The sequence below is a fragment of the Isoptericola dokdonensis DS-3 genome (assembly GCF_001636295.1).
GTDB classification, from domain to species: domain Bacteria; phylum Actinomycetota; class Actinomycetes; order Actinomycetales; family Cellulomonadaceae; genus Isoptericola; species Isoptericola dokdonensis.
Map to the genome: position 1 here is coordinate 1,074,504 of NZ_CP014209.1, position 14,530 is coordinate 1,089,033.

Here is a 14,530-nt window from a genome sequence, read left to right on the forward strand (position 1 = left end):
TGGCCTGGTGGTGTTGTCAGGGCGTGGTGCCGGCGTCTGTCACGCCGGCGGCGATGAGGGCGGCGCGCACGAGCGCCACGTCGTCGTCGGAGGCGGCCACGTTGGGCAGCCGCAGCTCACGGTTGGGCAGGACGCCGAGGGTCTCGAGCGCCGCCTTGGTCATGACCGCCTGTGCACCGGCGCCGTTGAGGGCGGCGATGACGGGCAGCGTCGGGAGGAAGGCCTGCAGCGCGGCGGCGTGGTCGCCGGCGTCGAACAGGCGGACGGCCGCGGCGAAGGCGGGGGCGACGACGTGCGCGCTCACCGACACGATGCCGACGGCACCGTGCGCCAGGAACGGCAGCAGCAGGGCATCGTCGCCGGAGTACCAGGCGAGCCCGGTCGCCGTCTGCAGCGCGGCGGCGGACGCGACGTCGCCGGTGGCGTCCTTGGTGGCCACGACGCGCGGGTGCTCGGCGATGCGCTGGTAGGTGTCGACGCCGATGCGCACGCCGGAGCGGCCGGGGACGTCGTAGAGCATGACGGGCAGGTCGGTGGCGTCCGCGACGGCGGCGAAGTGCCGGTAGAGGCCCTCCTGCGTCGGGCGGGAGTAGTAGGGGGAGACGACCAGGAGGCCGTCGGCGCCGGCCTCGGCACCCTGCTCGGCCATGCGTACCGCGTGCGCGGTGTCGTTCGACCCGGCACCGGTCAGGACGACCGCGCGGTCCCCGACCGCGTCCACGACGGCGCGCACCAGGTCGGCCTTCTCCGGGGCGTGCGTGGCTGGGGCCTCGCCCGTCGTCCCGGACAGCACCAGACCGTCGTTGCCCTCGTCCACGAGCCGCACCGCGAGCCTCGCGGCCGCGTCCAGGTCGACCTTCCCGGTGTCCGCCATCGGCGTCACCATCGCGGTGAGGACGGCGCCGAACGGGCGCGCGGGGGTCAGGGGCAGCGTCATGGGACAACCGTACCGTCACGACGGCCCGCGGGACGCCGTGACGTGCGTCGTCGGGACGCCCGGCGCGGCCCCCTGGTCAGGCCCGCGCGCACGCTACATACTGACCGGTATGACTGCGACGACGCTTCCCGCCCCGGTCCGTGACGTGCCCACCCAGGTCCTGGTCGACGGGCGGTGGCGCCCCGCCGCGGGCGGGGCCACCTTCGAGGTCACCGACCCGGCCACCGAGGAGGTCCTGACGACCGTCGCCGACGGCACGGCCGAGGACGGCGAGGCCGCGCTCGCCGCGGCCCACGCCGCCGCCCCCGCCTGGGCGGCGACCGCCCCCCGCGACCGCTCGGAGCTCCTGCGGGCCTGCTACGAGGACGTCGTCGAGCGGACCGACGAGCTCGCGGCGCTCATCACCGCCGAGGGGGGCAAGCCGCTGGCGGAGTCGCGGGCGGAGGTCACCTACGGCGCCGAGTTCCTCCGCTGGTTCGCCGAGGAGGCGGTCCGCGCCCCGGGCCTGTCGCGCACCGCGCCCGCGGGCGCGAACCAGCAGCTGGTGCAGCGCCGTCCCGTCGGCCCCGCGCTCCTGATCACCCCGTGGAACTTCCCCATCGCCATGGCGACCCGCAAGATCGGCCCCGCGCTGGCGGCGGGCTGTCCCGTGGTGGTCAAGCCGGCGCAGCTCACGCCGCTGACCACGATGGCGGTCGCCGAGATCGTCCGCGCCCAGCTCGAGCGCCGGGGCCTGCCCGCCGGGGTGATCAACGTGGTGCCCACCTCGTCCGCGCGCAGGGTGACCGGTCCGCTGATCGACGACCCGCGCCTGCGCAAGCTGTCCTTCACCGGCTCCACCGAGGTCGGCCGCCGCCTGCTGGAGCAGGCCGCCGCCCAGGTGCTGAACTGCTCGATGGAGCTCGGCGGCAACGCGCCCTTCGTGGTGTTCGCCGACGCCGACCTCGACGCCGCCGTCGACGGCGCCGTCGTCGCGAAGCTGCGCAACGGCGGGCAGTCGTGCGTCGGCGCCAACCGGTTCCTCGTGCACTCGTCCCTGGCCGAGGAGTTCGCCGCCCGGCTCGCCGACCGCTTCACCGCGCTGAGCGTGGGCCCCGGCGCGGACGGTCACGACGTCGGTCCGCTCATCGACGCCGCCGCCGTCGACAAGGTCGCCGAGCTGGTCGACGACGCCACCGGCCGCGGGGCCCGGGTGCTCGCCGGCGGGCGGCGACCCGAGGGCCGCGGACACTTCTACCTGCCGACCGTGCTGGCCGGGACGCCGGCCGACGCCCGCTGCGTGACCGAGGAGATCTTCGGGCCGGTCGCCCCCGTCGTCGCGTTCGACGACGTCGACGAGGCGTTCACGCTCGCCAACGACACCCCCTTCGGGCTGGCGGCCTACGCATACACCCGCGACGTGGGGCTCGCCCTGCGCGCCACCCACGAGATCGAGGCCGGGATGATCGGGATCAACCGCGGCATGGTGTCGGACGCGTCCGCACCGTTCGGCGGCGTCAAGCAGTCCGGGCTGGGGCGCGAGGGCGGCGCGGCAGGGCTCGAGGAGTACCTGGAGACCGTGTACGTCGCCCTCTGACGAGACGGTTCCGCCGCGGCGGCGACCTCATGGTTTCCTGGGGCCCGTGTCACCGCCCCGCTCCCCCGAGGTCTCCGCCGCCGTGCGCCAGGGCCTCTCGGTCGCCGTCGCCACCGGCCTGTACGGCGTCTCCTTCGGCGCTCTCGCCGTCGTCGCCGGCCTGTCCGTCGCCCAGACCGCCGCGCTCAGCCTCCTGCTGTTCTCCGGCGGCTCGCAGTTCGCCCTGATCGGCGTGGTCGCCGCCGGAGGGTCGCCCGTCGCCGCGATCGCCACCTCCACCCTGCTGGGCGCGCGCAACATGCTGTACGGCGCCGTCGTCGCCCCCCTCCTCGACGTGCGCGGGTGGCGGCGGCTCGCCGCCGCCCAGCTCACCATCGACGAGTCGACCGCCGTCGCCGTCGGCCAGCGCGACCCCCGCGCCACCCGGGCCGGGTTCTGGGTGACCGGCCTCGGGGTCTTCGTGCTGTGGAACGTGTTCACGCTCGTCGGGGCGCTCGCCGGGGACGCCCTCGGCGACCCGCGCGCCTGGGGCCTCGACGCCGCGGCGGCCGCCGCGTTCCTCGCGCTGGTCTGGCCGCGGCTCGCCGGGCGGCGTGCCCAGGGCGTCGCAGCGCTGGCCGCCGCCGTCTCGCTCGCGCTGGTCCCCCTCACCCCGGCCGGCATCCCCGTCCTGGCCGCCGCCGCGGTCGCGATCGTCGTCGGTCTCGCCACCAGCGGTCCCCCGAGGGCCGGTCGGACAGCCACCGGAGGTGCCCGATGACCCCCACCGTGCTCTGGGTCTGCGTGCTGGTGTCGTCGCTGCTCGCGTTCGGCCTCAAGCTCGCCGGCCACCTCGTGCCGCAGCACTGGCTCGCCACCGAACGGGTGCAGCGCACCTCCACGCTCGTCACCGTCGCGCTGCTCGTCTCGCTCGTCGTCGTCCAGACCTTCGCCGACGGCCAGGCCGTCGTCGTCGACGCCCGCGTGCCCGCCCTCGCGGTCGCGGCCGTCGCGCTCGCCCTGCGGGCGCCGTTCCTGCTCGTCGTCGTGCTCGCCGCGGCCACCGCGGCCGGCCTGCGCGCCCTCGGCTGGGGCTGACGGTGGTCGCGCGCGCCCGCTGGGCGCTCATGGCGCAGTTCGCCTTGTTCGGCGTCCTCGGGACGTCCTGGATGAGCCGGCTGCCGTCGATCCGCGCCGACCTCGGGCTCACCGCGGGAGAGCTCGGCGCGCTGCTGGTGGTCGGCGGCGCCGGCACCCTGGCCGCCGTCACCGTGACCGGCGTCGTCGTGGCCCGGCTCGGCAGCCGCACCACCCTCGTCGTCGCCACGGCGGGCAACGTCCTCGGGTTCGGGCTGCTCGCCGCCGCGACCCTCACCGGCGAGGTCGCGCTCTTCGCGGTCGGCGCCTGCGTGAACGGCATCTGCGGAGCGCTCGTCAACGTCCCCATCAACATCAACGCCGCCGCCGTGGAGCGCGCCGTCGGCCGCGCCGTCCTCCCCCACTTCCACGCCGCGTTCTCCGTCGGCGCCGCCGCCGGGGCGCTCGTGGCGGCCGCGTTCGCGTGGACCGGCACACCGGTCGCGGTCCAGCTCGCCGTCGTCACCGGTGTCGTCACCGTGGCCCGGCTGCTGCTCGTGGTGCCGGCCACGGCCCTCGGACCCGAGCGGACCGGTTCCGGGCCGCAGGCCCACCGGGGCGCCGGCGCCCGCGGTGCGCTGGGGGCGTGGCGCGAGCCGCGGACCCTGTTGGTAGGCCTCGTGCTGCTCGCGGCCTCGTTGTCGGAGGGTTCGGCCGGGACCTGGCTGGCCCTGGCGGTCGTCGACGGGTTCGACGCGCGCGAGTCCCTCGGCGCGGTGGCGTACGGCACCTTCGTGGGCGCGATGACCGTGGTCCGCTTCGCCGGCACCGGGCTCATCGACCGGTTCGGCCGGGTGGCCGTCCTGCGCGCGTCGGGCGCCTCCGCCCTGGTCGGGCTGCTGCTGTTCGGGCTCGCGCCGACCCTGCCGCTGGCCTGGCTCGGCATCGTCGCGTGGGGGTGCGGCGCCGCGCTGGCCAACCCGATCGCGATCTCCGCCGCGTCCGACGACCCCGTGCACGCCGCGGCCCGGGTGGCCGTCGCGTCGTCGTTCTCGACCGTCGCGATGCTCGCCGCGCCGCCCCTGCTCGGCCTGCTGGCGGACACGGTCGGCGTGCGCACCGCGCTGCTCGCCATCACCGGCGCCGTCGTCCTGAGCCTGGCCCTCGCCGGACAGGTCCGGCCCCCGACCGGCCGCCCGGACCCGGCACCGCGCACCGGGGCCTGACCCGCTGCCCCTAGGGTGGGCGCATGGCACTGTTCCGCGAGACGGCCGACGTCTCCGTCCGGCCCGCCGTCCCCGGCGACGAGGACGCCGTCACCCGCGTCCAGGTCGACGCCTGGCGCGCGACCCACGCCGGGACGCTCGGCGGCGCGACCGACCTGCTCGACGTCGACGTCATGCGGACGCGCTGGCACGACGCGATCACCGCGCCACCGGGACCCGGCTTCGCCGTGCTGGTCGCCCTCGACGGGAACCGCCTGGTGGGCTTCGCCGCCGTCGGGCCCGGCCAGCTCCTCGCCCTCGAGGTCGACCCCGCCGAGCGCCGGTCCGGCCACGGCTCGCGCCTGCTCGCCGCGGCCGTCGACCGGCTGCGCACCGACGGTGCGGAGGACGTCGTGACCTGGGTCCTGGAGGGCGACGTGGCCCGCGAGCGCTTCCTCGGCGAGTCCGGGCTCGGCCCGGACGGCACCGAGCGGGCGCTCGCGACCGGGGTGCGGGACGTCGTCGAGCGGCGCTGGTCCGCGACGATCTGACGCGGGCCGTGAGCCGCGCTGCCCGGGCCCGGCCCGACACTTACCTACCATCCGGTAAGAATTGAGCTAGGCTCGTCGTCGGAAGACCCCGACGCGAGGAAGTGCACCCATGACCGCCCTGCAGGAGACCCCCCCGACCCTCACCTCGACCCTCGACGTCGAGCGCGTGCTCGCCGACCTCACCCTCGAGGAGAAGGCCTCCCTGCTCTCCGGGCAGGACTTCTGGCACACCCAGGCCGTCGAGCGCGACGGCACGGTCGTCGTCCCGGCCGTCATGGTCACCGACGGCCCCCACGGGCTGCGCAAGCAGGAGGCGAGCGCCGACCACCTCGGTCTCGGCGGCAGCGTGCCCGCCACCTGCTTCCCCACCGCCACCGCCCTCGGCTCGAGCTGGGACCCCGGGCTGCTGCGCCGGGTCGGCGAGGCGCTGGGCCGCGAGACCCGGGCCCACGACGTGGCGGTGCTGCTCGGCCCCGGCGTGAACATCAAGCGGTCCCCGCTGTGCGGCCGCAACTTCGAGTACGTCTCCGAGGACCCCGTCGTCGCGGGGGACCTCGGGGCGGCGCTCGTCCAGGGCATCCAGTCCCAGGGGGTCGGCACGTCCCTCAAGCACTTCGCGGCCAACAACCAGGAGGCCGACCGCATGCGCGTCTCGGCGGACGTCGACGAGCGCACCCTGCGGGAGATCTACCTGCCCGCGTTCGAGCGCGTGGTCACCCAGGCCCAGCCGTGGACCGTGATGTGCGCCTACAACAAGGTCAACGGCGTCTACGCCTCCCAGCACGACTGGCTCCTGACCAGCGTCCTGCGCGACGAGTGGGGCTTCGAGGGCCTGGTCGTGTCCGACTGGGGCGCCGTGCGCGAGCGCGTCGCCGGCGTCGCCGCCGGGCTCGACCTCGAGATGCCCGCCAGCGGCGGGCGCACCGACGCCGAGGTGGTCGCGGCGGTGCGCGCCGGCGAGCTCGACGAGGCCGTGGTCGACCGGGCCGCACGCCGCGTCCTGCACCTCGTGGCCCGGTCGCTGCCCGCCCTGACCTCCACCGACGCCCGCACCGTCGACGTCGACGCCCACCACGCCCTCGCCCGCGAGGCCGCCGCCGCCGGCACCGTGCTGCTGCGCAACGACCCCGTCGACGGCTCCCCGCTGCTCCCCCTCGCCGGTGACGTCGCCGTCGTCGGCGAGCTCGCCCGGACCCCCCGCTACCAGGGGGCCGGGTCCTCGCAGGTGAAGCCCACCCGCCTCGACGACGCCCTCACCGCCCTGCGCGGGGCCCACGGCGAGGTGCCGTTCGCCCCCGGCTACACGGTGGCCGAGGGGCCCGCCGACGAGCGGCCCGCCGAGGCGCTCGTCGCCGAGGCCGTCGAGGTCGCCCGCGCCGCGGGGACCGTCGTGGTGTTCCTGGGCCTGCCCGCCGCGTACGAGTCCGAGGGCTACGACCGCGACCACATGGACCTGCCCGCCGACCAGGTGGCCCTGCTGCGCGCCGTCGCCGCGGCGAACCCCCGCGTGGTCGTGGTGCTCAGCGGCGGGTCGGTCGTCTCGGTGTCGCCGTGGCAGGACGACGTCGCGGCGGTCGTCGCGGGCTGGCTCGGTGGCCAGGCCGGCGGCTCGGGCGTCGTCGACGTCCTCACCGGCGCGGTGAACCCGTCCGGGAAGCTCACCGAGACGATCCCGCTGCGCCTGGAGGACAACCCGTCCTTCGGCAGCTTCCCGGGCGAGCTCGGCCACGTCCGCTACGGCGAGGGGCTGCTGGTCGGCTACCGCTGGTACGACGCGCGTCGCGCCGAGGTCGCCTACCCGTTCGGGCACGGGCTGTCGTACACCACCTTCACCTACGGCGACGTCGTGGCCGAGGTCACCGGTGCGGGAGCGCAGGCGGGCGTCCGCGTCCGCGCCCGGATCACCAACACCGGCGCCCGCGCCGGCGCCGAGGTCGTGCAGGTGTACGTGGGCGACCCCGAGTCCCAGGTCCAGCGCCCGGTCCGCGAGCTCAAGGCGTTCGCCAAGGTCGACCTGGCCCCGGGCGCGAACGAGGTCGTGACGTTCGACATCGACGCCCGCGACCTGTCCTACTGGCACCCGGTGCTGCGCCGCTGGGTGGTCGAGGGCGGCGAGTTCGTCGTCGCGGTGGGGGCGTCGTCCCGCGACCTGCGCGGCGAGGTCCGGGTGCAGGTCGAGGGCGAGGACGTGACGCTCCCGCTCCACGAGCTGTCGACCTTCGGCGAGGCCCTCGCCCACCCGGTGGTGGGCGGCGAGCTCCGGGCGGCCCTGGAGGCGAACCCGGTCGACCCCGGTCTGCTCTCGATGGCCACGGACATGCCGCTGGCCGTCATCGCGGACTTCGGCATGGCGGGGCTGGACCGCGCCGGGCTCGAGCACCTGGTCGAGGCCGCCGGCGCGGGCCGCTGACCGCACCCGCCCCGCGCCCACGCACGACGGCCGCCGCCCCCTCTCGGGGCGGCGGCCGTCGTGCGTCCCGCTCAGGCGGTGTCCCGGCCCCTGTCGGTGTAGACCATGGCCAGGAAGGCCTCCAGGTCGGCGGCCATGTCGACACGGTCCCCCTTCGGGCGGTCCAGCGAGTACAGCCACTGCACCTGCAGCCCGTCCATGAGCGCCACGATCGCGCGCGCCGCGGCGGCGGGCTCCACCCCCGGTCGCAGCCGCCCCTCGGCCGCGGCCCGCTCCAGGTCGGCCCTCGAGTCCGCCAGCGTGGTGGCATAGCGCCGCGCGAAGTACTCGTGCGCCGGGTGGTCGGGCGACGTCGCCTCCGCCGCCAGGACGGCGAAGACCTCGACGATCGGACGGCGCAGGGCGTTGCGCCGGACCAGGCGGACGAGCGACTCCGGCACCGACCTCCCCTGCTCGCGGTCGTCCTCGATGTCGGCACGGTCCACGGCGTCGCGGTGCTCGAGCACGGCCTCCAGCAGGGCGGCCTTGGTCGGGAAGTGGTGCAGGAGCCCGGGGTGGGAGATCCCCACGCGTCCGGCGATCTCCCGCAGGGAGGCGCCGTGGTAGCCGGTCTCGGCGAACAGGCCGATCGCGGCCTGGAGGATCTCCTCGCGCTTCGCGCGCCCCTTGGCGTAGCCGCGCCGGGCGGCGTCGGTCGTGGCGGTCATGCCCCCCATTGTCGCCCCACCGGGCCCGGTCGGGGGCCGTTGACGTGCAGGGTTGGCGTGAGACCTACCACTTGGTAACCTTTCGCTACCTACCACTCGGTAGGTATTGGTCGGTCGCGCAGAGCTGCGCGCCTCACCTCACCGGAGACCTGATGAGCCTGTCGCCCACCACCCCGAGCACCACCGGCGCCCCCACGCGGACGCCGGCGCGCTACGTCGTCGGCGTGAGCACCGCCGCGTTCGGCGTCTACTTCGCCCTCTTCACCCCCGTGATGGTGGCGATGGCGTTCAAGATCCAGCACATCGACCCCGAGAACGCCGTGGCGAGCCTCGGCCTGGTCCTCGGTGCCGGCGCCGCGTTCGCCCTCTTCGCGAACCCCCTGTTCGGTCGCCTCTCCGACCGATCCACCGCCCGCTGGGGCAAGCGACGCCCGTTCATCCTCGGGGGCACGCTCGTCGGCGCCGCCGCGCTCGTGCTCATCGGTGTCACCACGTCGGTGCCCGTCGTGCTCGTCGGCTGGTGCCTCGCCCAGGCCGGCCTCAACGCGGCGCTGTCCGCCGTCGTCGCGACGCTGCACGACCAGGTCGAGCCCGCCGGGCGCGGCAAGGTCTCCGGCCTCATCGGCGTGGGCACCCCGCTGTCCATCCTCGCCGGGTCGGTCGTCGCCAACGCGATCGCCTCCGACGTCCTGCGCTTCGCGATCCCCGCCGGAGTGGCCGTCGTCCTGGCCGTCGTGTTCTGCCTCGTGCTCGACGACAAGGTCCGCACCGTCCCCCCGGCGGAGAAGTTCGGCGTCAAGGAGTTCTTCGGCTCCTTCGTGTTCGACCCCCGGCGCAACCCGGACTTCGGCTGGACCTGGCTGACCAAGTTCCTCGTCATGTTCGGCTACGCCGGCATCGCCACCTACCTGCCGTACTACCTGACCTCCGACTTCGGCCTCGCGGAGCAGGAGGCCACGGGCGTCATCCTCACCGCCAACCTCGTGTCGACCGTCGCGATGGTCGTCTCCAGCCCGCTCGGCGGCCTGCTCTCCGACCGCATCGGCCGCCGCAAGCCGTTCGTCACCGCCGCCGGCCTCGTCATGGTCGTCGGCCTGCTGCTCCTGGCCCTCGCGCCGTCGATCCCCGTGCTGGTCGTCGCCCAGGGGATCATCGGCCTCGGCGCCGGCGCCTTCCTCTCGGTCGACCAGGCCCTCGCCACCCAGGTGCTGCCGAACCCGGAGGACGCCGCCAAGGACCTCGGCGTGCTCAACATGGCCAACGCCCTCCCCCAGTCCATCGCCCCCGCCATGGCACCCGCCGTCATCGGCCTCGGCACCGCCGCGGGCCTCGGCGGCTACACCACCTGGTACCTGTTCGGGGCGCTCGTCGCCCTCTCCGGCGCCGTCCTCGTCCACCGCATCAAGGGAGTCCGCTGATGACGACCACCGACCTCGGGCCCACCGCCCTCGACGCCGTGCCCGACGACGCCGCCTACCGGGACCCCGCGCGCCCCGTCGACGAGCGCGTCGCGGACCTCCTGGCGCGCATGACGCTCGCCGAGAAGGCCGGCCAGCTCTTCCACACCATGATCGAGGTGGGCCCGGACGGCGCCCTCGCCGAGGGCCCGTCGGCGATGGGCGTGCCCTCCACCACCGACATGCTGCTCGACCGCCACCTGACGCACTTCAACGTGCTGGCCGCCCCGGCCACCGCACGCGAGCTCGCCGCCTGGCACAACCGGCTCCAGGACCTCGCCGCCACCACGCGGCTCGGTATCCCCGTGACCGTGTCGTCCGACCCGCGCCACGCGTTCACCGACAACCCCGGCACGGCCCTGCTGTCCGGACCGTTCTCCCAGTGGCCCGAGACGCTCGGCCTCGCCGCCACGCGCGACGAGCGCCTCGTCGAGGAGCACGCCGACGCCGCCCGGCGCGAGTACCTCGCCGTCGGGATCCGCACCGCGCTGCACCCGCAGGTGGACCTCGCCACCGAACCGCGCTGGGCGCGCGCCAACGGCACCTTCGGGGAGGACGCCGCCCTCACCGGCACGATGGGCGCCGCCTACGTGCGCGGCTTCCAGGCCGGCGGCGACGTCGCCCGCGAGGCGGGCCTGGACGGCACGTTCGGCGCGGCGTCCGTCTCCACCATGACGAAGCACTTCCCGGGCGGCGGTCCGCAGCTCGACGGCGAGGACCCGCACTTCGCCTACGGGCGCGAGCAGGTGTACCCCGGCGGGCGCTTCGCCGAGCACCTGGCACCCTTCGTCGAGCTCCTGGCCGCCGGCACCCGGCAGATGATGCCGTACTACGGCATGCCGGTGGACCTCGTGGTCGACGGCGAGGAGATCGAGCCCGTCGGGTTCGGCTTCAACCGCCAGGTCGTCACCGGGATGCTGCGCGAGCAGCTCGGGTTCGACGGCATCGTCTGCACCGACTGGGGCCTGGTCAACGACGCCGAGATCCTCGGCCGGCCGTTCCCCGCCCGCGCGTGGGGCGTCGAGCACCTGAGCCCGCTCGACCGGCTCGCCCGGATCCTCGACGCGGGCGCCGACCAGATCGGCGGGGAGGCCTGCCCGGAGCTCGTCGTCGAGCTCGTCCGCACCGGCCGGGTCGCCGAGTCCCGGATCGACGCGTCCGTGGCGCGGCTGCTGCGCGAGAAGTTCGTGCTCGGCCTGTTCGACGAGGCCCGCACCGTCGACGTCGACGCCGCCGAGCGCGTCGTGGGGCACCCCGACCTCGTCGCCGCCGGGCGCCGGGCGCAGTCCCGCGCCGTGACGGTGCTGGCCACCGCGAGCGCCGGGCCGGCGGCCCTGCCGCTCGCACCGGGCCTGCGGGTCTACGTCGAGGGCGCCGAGGCGGACACCCTGCCGGGCGCGACCCTGGTCCCGAGCCCCGCCGAGGCCGACGTGGCGATCCTGCGCCTCAAGGCACCCTTCGAGGAGCGCGGGCCCGGTTTCGAGAGCTTCTTCCACGCCGGCTCGCTCGACTTCCCCGCCGAGGTGGTCGAGCACGTCGCCGAGGTCGCCGCCGCGGTGCCGACCGTCGTCGACGTCTACCTCGACCGTCCGGCGATCCTCGCGCCGCTCCTGGGCGCGCTCGGCGCGCGCGGCACGCTGGTCGTGGACTTCGGGGCCTCCACCGCGGCCCTGCACGACGCCCTCACCGGCCGGGTCGCCCCCGAGGGTCGGCTCCCCTTCGACCTGCCCCGGTCGTCCGCCGCCGTCGTCGCGTCGCGTGCGGACGTGCCGTTCGACACCGAGGACCCGTTGTTCCGGTTCGGCCACGGCCTGACGCCGGGGTCGCCCGCCCCCGCGGCGGGGTGATCCCCACCCGGGCCGGGGCGCGGCGTCACACGGTGCCGCGCTCCCGCCCGGACCCGTCCTCGCCGGAGGTCGTGGGCGGGGTCGCCGCCGACGGCGAACCCGCCGCCTCCGGCGCGGCCACCGTTCCCCCGGCGACGGCGACCGTAGCGCCCGCGGCGGGCACGGGACCGGTCGCGGAGGCCGGCCCCACCTGCGGGTTCGCCGCCCCGAGCACGGACCCGCCGGTGACGACCACCCCGGCCCGCTCCGCCTCGCGCCGCAGCCCCTGCAGCTCCCGGGCCACGGACCGCACCGCGAACCCCGAGACCAGGTGGATCGCCCCCGCGACGAACGCGAACAGCGCGAAGACGATCGTCACCAGCCGCAGCACGTCGAACGACTCCAGGGGCCGGGTGACGAGCAGGACTCCGAACAGCGCGGCCGTCAGGCCGAACAGCACCATCCACGGCCAACCCAGGTCGCGGTTGCGCACCAGCGCGACCCCGCCGACGACCGCCGTGACGCCCAGGACGATCGCCCAGCTCGCGAGCACGTAGTAGAGCGGCGTCGCCTCCAGGTCGGGCCAGAACGCGACCGCCGCCCCGAAGACGACGTTGACGCCCGCCTGCGCGAGCCACCAGGACGACCCGTCCTGGTGCCGGTGCACCAGCCACTGCACGCACAGCAGCACCGCGTCCAGCACGAGGAACGCCCCGACCAGCAGCCGCAGCACCCCGAGCTCGCCCAGCGGCTCGATCATGAGCAGCAGGCCCAGCACCACGAAGCTCAGACCGCGCACGACCGGCAGCCACCACACGCGCCGGAACGGGTTGCGGGCCGGTTCCTCCGGCGGCGGAGCGGGCTCCCGGGGCGGCGGGGCCGCGGCGTCGGACGGTACCTCGGACTGCGTCATGCGGACCTCCTGCGCTGGGCCGACCTGCGGCCATGCTAGGCAGCGCCACCCCGGAGCGCACGCGCGCCGGACCCGCGGCGCGGCGCGTGTGAGGATGACGGGGTGACCCAGCCCCCCGCCCCCGACCACCGGACCGTGCGGGATGCCGCCGCCGGGATCGTCGTGCTCGCAGGCGCCAACTTCGTCGCCATCACCACCGAGGTGCTGCCCGTCGGGGTGCTCCCCCAGCTCGCCCGCGGCGTCGGGGTGAGCGAGGCCACGGCCGGGCTGCTGGTCACCGTCTACGCGTTCGTCGTCGCGGCGCTGGCCGTGCCGCTCACGCTCGCCACCCGCCGCCTGCCGCGCAAGGGGCTGCTGCTGGCCACGCTCGGCGTGTACGTCGCGAGCAACGTCGTCGTGGCGCTCGCCCCGACGTTCGCGGTCGTCGCGGCGGCCCGCACGCTCGGCGGCATCGGCCACGCCGTGTTCTTCTCGGTGTCGATCGCCTACGCGGCGCGCCTCGTGGGCCCGCTGCACACCGGTCGGGCGCTCACCCTCGTCACCGGCGGCGGCACGCTCGGCTTCGTCCTGGGCGTCCCGCTGGGCACGTCCCTCGGCGACGCCGTGGGCTGGCGCTGGTCGTTCGCCGTGCTCGCCGCGGTCTGCCTGGTCACCGCCCTGCTCGTCGCGCGGCTGCTCCCCGCCGTCGTGGCGCCCCCGACCGGGCGTCGCGCGCCGTCCCCGGAACGACGGGCCGGCACCACGCGCCTCGTCGCCGTCGCCACGACCAACACCGCCGTCTTCGCCGGGCAGTACACCGTCTACACGTACATCTCGCTCCTGCTGCTGGCCACCGGCCTGGGCGAGAGCCTCGTGGGGCCCGCGCTGCTCGTGTTCGGCGCGGTCGGGCTGGTGGGGCTCTGGGCCGCCGGCCGGTTCCTCGACCGCAGGCCGCGCGACCTCACCGTCATCACCCTCGCCGTCGTCGTCGGCTCGCTCGTCGTCGTCGGCCTCACCCTGCCGGCCGTCGTGCCGGTGCTCCTCGCCAGCTGCGCCTGGCTGGCGGCGTTCGGCGCGCTGCCCGCCACGTTCCAGGCGGCGGCGCTGCGCACCCGGGGGGCGGGCGCCGACGTCGTCGGCGCCGTCGTCAACAGCACCGCCAACCTCGGCATCGGCGTGGGAGCCGCCGTCGGGTCGGTCGTCGTCGCGGCCGCGGGTCCCGCCGTCCTCTCGCTCGTCGGCGCCGGCGTCGTCACGGTCGCCCTCGGCGTGGTCCTCGTCGCGCGCGGCGCGTTCCCCGCGCAGCCCGACCGCCCGGCCGGGTGAGCCGCGCGTTCGCCGATGGTAACGAGTCGGTGACGACGCGGAAGCACGACCCTGGCACCCTGGGGACATGGGCCACGGCCATGCGGTGCGGCAGGAGCGCCGGCACACGACCACGATCGTCACCGACTACTTCGCAGCGCCGACCGATGCGCTGGCGGCCACTGTCGTGCACACCGAGGACGGCCCGTCGACGCCCGCCCGCGGGTCCGGCGAGCCCCTCTTCGACACCGTGCGCATGCCGTCCGTCGAACCGTTCGTCATGCTCGGCTCCCTCGCCGAGGCGGTGTGCCGCCGCCCGTACGGCGAGGTGACGGCGGACCCGCGCCACGGGTTCCTCGTCGGCGGGCAGGACGACGGCCCGTTCGTCGTCGCGGTGTCCGGCGAGCTGTCCGCCCGGCTCGCGGCGTCGGCACCGCACGAGCTGGCCGAGGCCGCCCGTCGGTGGGCGGCGGGCCGGGCCCTCGACGAGCCCGGGTCCCAGCGGCTCGCCACCGCCGTCGTCGCGCTCGGCGAGCTCGCCTGGCGGGCCGCGGACGTGCGGCACTCCCTGTACTGCTGGGCGAAGCTCCCCGGCCCGGGCTGAACGG

General features: G+C 75.8%; 13 protein-coding genes. 10 read left to right on the plus strand and 3 right to left on the minus strand.

Going from position 1 to position 14,530, the window contains the following annotated elements; translation table 11 throughout:
* Nucleotides 1-16: 16 nt before the first annotated feature.
* Entirely contained in the window at nucleotides 17-937 is a 921-nt protein-coding gene (dapA, locus tag I598_RS05125) for a 4-hydroxy-tetrahydrodipicolinate synthase (protein ID WP_068201854.1), read from the minus strand.
* A 109-nt stretch (nucleotides 938-1,046) separates the two neighbouring features.
* Between dapA and I598_RS05130 the strand changes: the two genes are divergently transcribed.
* From I598_RS05130 to I598_RS05155, 6 genes are all read left to right on the plus strand, one after another.
* Entirely contained in the window at nucleotides 1,047-2,513 is a 1,467-nt protein-coding gene (locus tag I598_RS05130) for an NAD-dependent succinate-semialdehyde dehydrogenase (RefSeq protein WP_068201856.1), read from the plus strand.
* A 46-nt stretch (nucleotides 2,514-2,559) separates the two neighbouring features.
* The gene (locus I598_RS05135; protein ID WP_068201858.1) at nucleotides 2,560-3,273 is read left to right on the plus strand and encodes an AzlC family ABC transporter permease; all 714 of its coding nucleotides are present in this window, start codon (nucleotides 2,560-2,562) and stop codon (nucleotides 3,271-3,273) included.
* Nucleotides 3,270-3,590 (plus strand): AzlD domain-containing protein, encoded by a 321-nt coding sequence (locus I598_RS05140; RefSeq protein ID WP_068201860.1) that lies wholly within the window; start codon nucleotides 3,270-3,272, stop codon nucleotides 3,588-3,590. The genes I598_RS05135 and I598_RS05140 overlap by 4 nt, the downstream gene beginning before the upstream one ends.
* A 2-nt stretch (nucleotides 3,591-3,592) precedes the next feature.
* On the plus strand, nucleotides 3,593-4,795 hold the full coding sequence (locus tag I598_RS05145) for an MFS transporter (RefSeq protein WP_232314267.1): 1,203 nt from the start codon (nucleotides 3,593-3,595) through the stop codon (nucleotides 4,793-4,795).
* A 23-nt stretch (nucleotides 4,796-4,818) separates the two neighbouring features.
* Nucleotides 4,819-5,325: a GNAT family N-acetyltransferase gene (locus I598_RS05150; protein ID WP_068201863.1), complete on the plus strand. Its 507-nt coding sequence runs from the start codon at nucleotides 4,819-4,821 to the stop codon at nucleotides 5,323-5,325.
* 109 nt (nucleotides 5,326-5,434) lie between these two features.
* On the plus strand, nucleotides 5,435-7,735 hold the full coding sequence (locus tag I598_RS05155; protein WP_068201865.1) for an aryl-beta-d-glycosidase: 2,301 nt from the start codon (nucleotides 5,435-5,437) through the stop codon (nucleotides 7,733-7,735).
* A 71-nt stretch (nucleotides 7,736-7,806) separates the two neighbouring features.
* Here I598_RS05155 and I598_RS05160 read toward each other — a convergent pair whose 3' ends face one another.
* Nucleotides 7,807-8,442, minus strand: coding sequence for a TetR/AcrR family transcriptional regulator (locus tag I598_RS05160; RefSeq protein WP_068204965.1), 636 nt, complete (start codon nucleotides 8,440-8,442; stop codon nucleotides 7,807-7,809).
* A 152-nt stretch (nucleotides 8,443-8,594) separates the two neighbouring features.
* On the opposite strand from I598_RS05160, the gene I598_RS05165 reads away from it, so the two are divergent.
* Nucleotides 8,595-9,860 carry an MFS transporter gene (locus I598_RS05165; protein ID WP_068201867.1) on the plus strand — a complete coding sequence of 422 codons (1,266 nt, stop codon included), beginning with the start codon at nucleotides 8,595-8,597 and terminating at the stop codon, nucleotides 9,858-9,860.
* Nucleotides 9,860-11,746, plus strand: coding sequence for a glycoside hydrolase family 3 protein (locus I598_RS05170; protein WP_068201869.1), 1,887 nt, complete (start codon nucleotides 9,860-9,862; stop codon nucleotides 11,744-11,746). Before I598_RS05165 ends, I598_RS05170 begins: the two co-directional genes overlap by 1 nt.
* 25 nt (nucleotides 11,747-11,771) lie before the next feature.
* Here I598_RS05170 and I598_RS05175 read toward each other — a convergent pair whose 3' ends face one another.
* Nucleotides 11,772-12,638 (minus strand): HdeD family acid-resistance protein, encoded by an 867-nt coding sequence (locus tag I598_RS05175; protein ID WP_068201871.1) that lies wholly within the window; start codon nucleotides 12,636-12,638, stop codon nucleotides 11,772-11,774.
* Between the two features lie 102 nt (nucleotides 12,639-12,740).
* On the opposite strand from I598_RS05175, the gene I598_RS05180 reads away from it, so the two are divergent.
* Together I598_RS05180 and I598_RS05185 are read left to right on the plus strand one after the other, a co-directional pair.
* Entirely contained in the window at nucleotides 12,741-13,943 is a 1,203-nt protein-coding gene (locus tag I598_RS05180) for an MFS transporter (RefSeq protein WP_068201873.1), read from the plus strand.
* 67 nt (nucleotides 13,944-14,010) lie between these two features.
* Nucleotides 14,011-14,526: a hypothetical protein gene (locus I598_RS05185; RefSeq protein WP_068201875.1), complete on the plus strand. Its 516-nt coding sequence runs from the start codon at nucleotides 14,011-14,013 to the stop codon at nucleotides 14,524-14,526.
* Nucleotides 14,527-14,530: the final 4 nt, after the last annotated feature.

Excerpts from the sequence above, each read along its gene's own strand:
- I598_RS05155 (WP_068201865.1), top strand. The coding sequence starts at position 5,435 with ATGACCGCCCTGCAGGAGACCCCCCCGACCCTCACCTCGACCCTCGAC.
- I598_RS05130 (WP_068201856.1), top strand. The coding sequence starts at position 1,047 with ATGACTGCGACGACGCTTCCCGCCCCGGTCCGTGACGTGCCCACCCAG.
- I598_RS05160 (WP_068204965.1), bottom strand. The coding sequence starts at position 8,442 with ATGACCGCCACGACCGACGCCGCCCGGCGCGGCTACGCCAAGGGGCGC.
- I598_RS05185 (WP_068201875.1), top strand. The coding sequence starts at position 14,011 with ATGGGCCACGGCCATGCGGTGCGGCAGGAGCGCCGGCACACGACCACG.
- I598_RS05150 (WP_068201863.1), top strand. The coding sequence starts at position 4,819 with ATGGCACTGTTCCGCGAGACGGCCGACGTCTCCGTCCGGCCCGCCGTC.
- dapA (WP_068201854.1), bottom strand. The coding sequence starts at position 937 with ATGACGCTGCCCCTGACCCCCGCGCGCCCGTTCGGCGCCGTCCTCACC.
- I598_RS05175 (WP_068201871.1), bottom strand. The coding sequence starts at position 12,638 with ATGACGCAGTCCGAGGTACCGTCCGACGCCGCGGCCCCGCCGCCCCGG.
- I598_RS05170 (WP_068201869.1), top strand. The coding sequence starts at position 9,860 with ATGACGACCACCGACCTCGGGCCCACCGCCCTCGACGCCGTGCCCGAC.
- I598_RS05165 (WP_068201867.1), top strand. The coding sequence starts at position 8,595 with ATGAGCCTGTCGCCCACCACCCCGAGCACCACCGGCGCCCCCACGCGG.
- I598_RS05140 (WP_068201860.1), top strand. The coding sequence starts at position 3,270 with ATGACCCCCACCGTGCTCTGGGTCTGCGTGCTGGTGTCGTCGCTGCTC.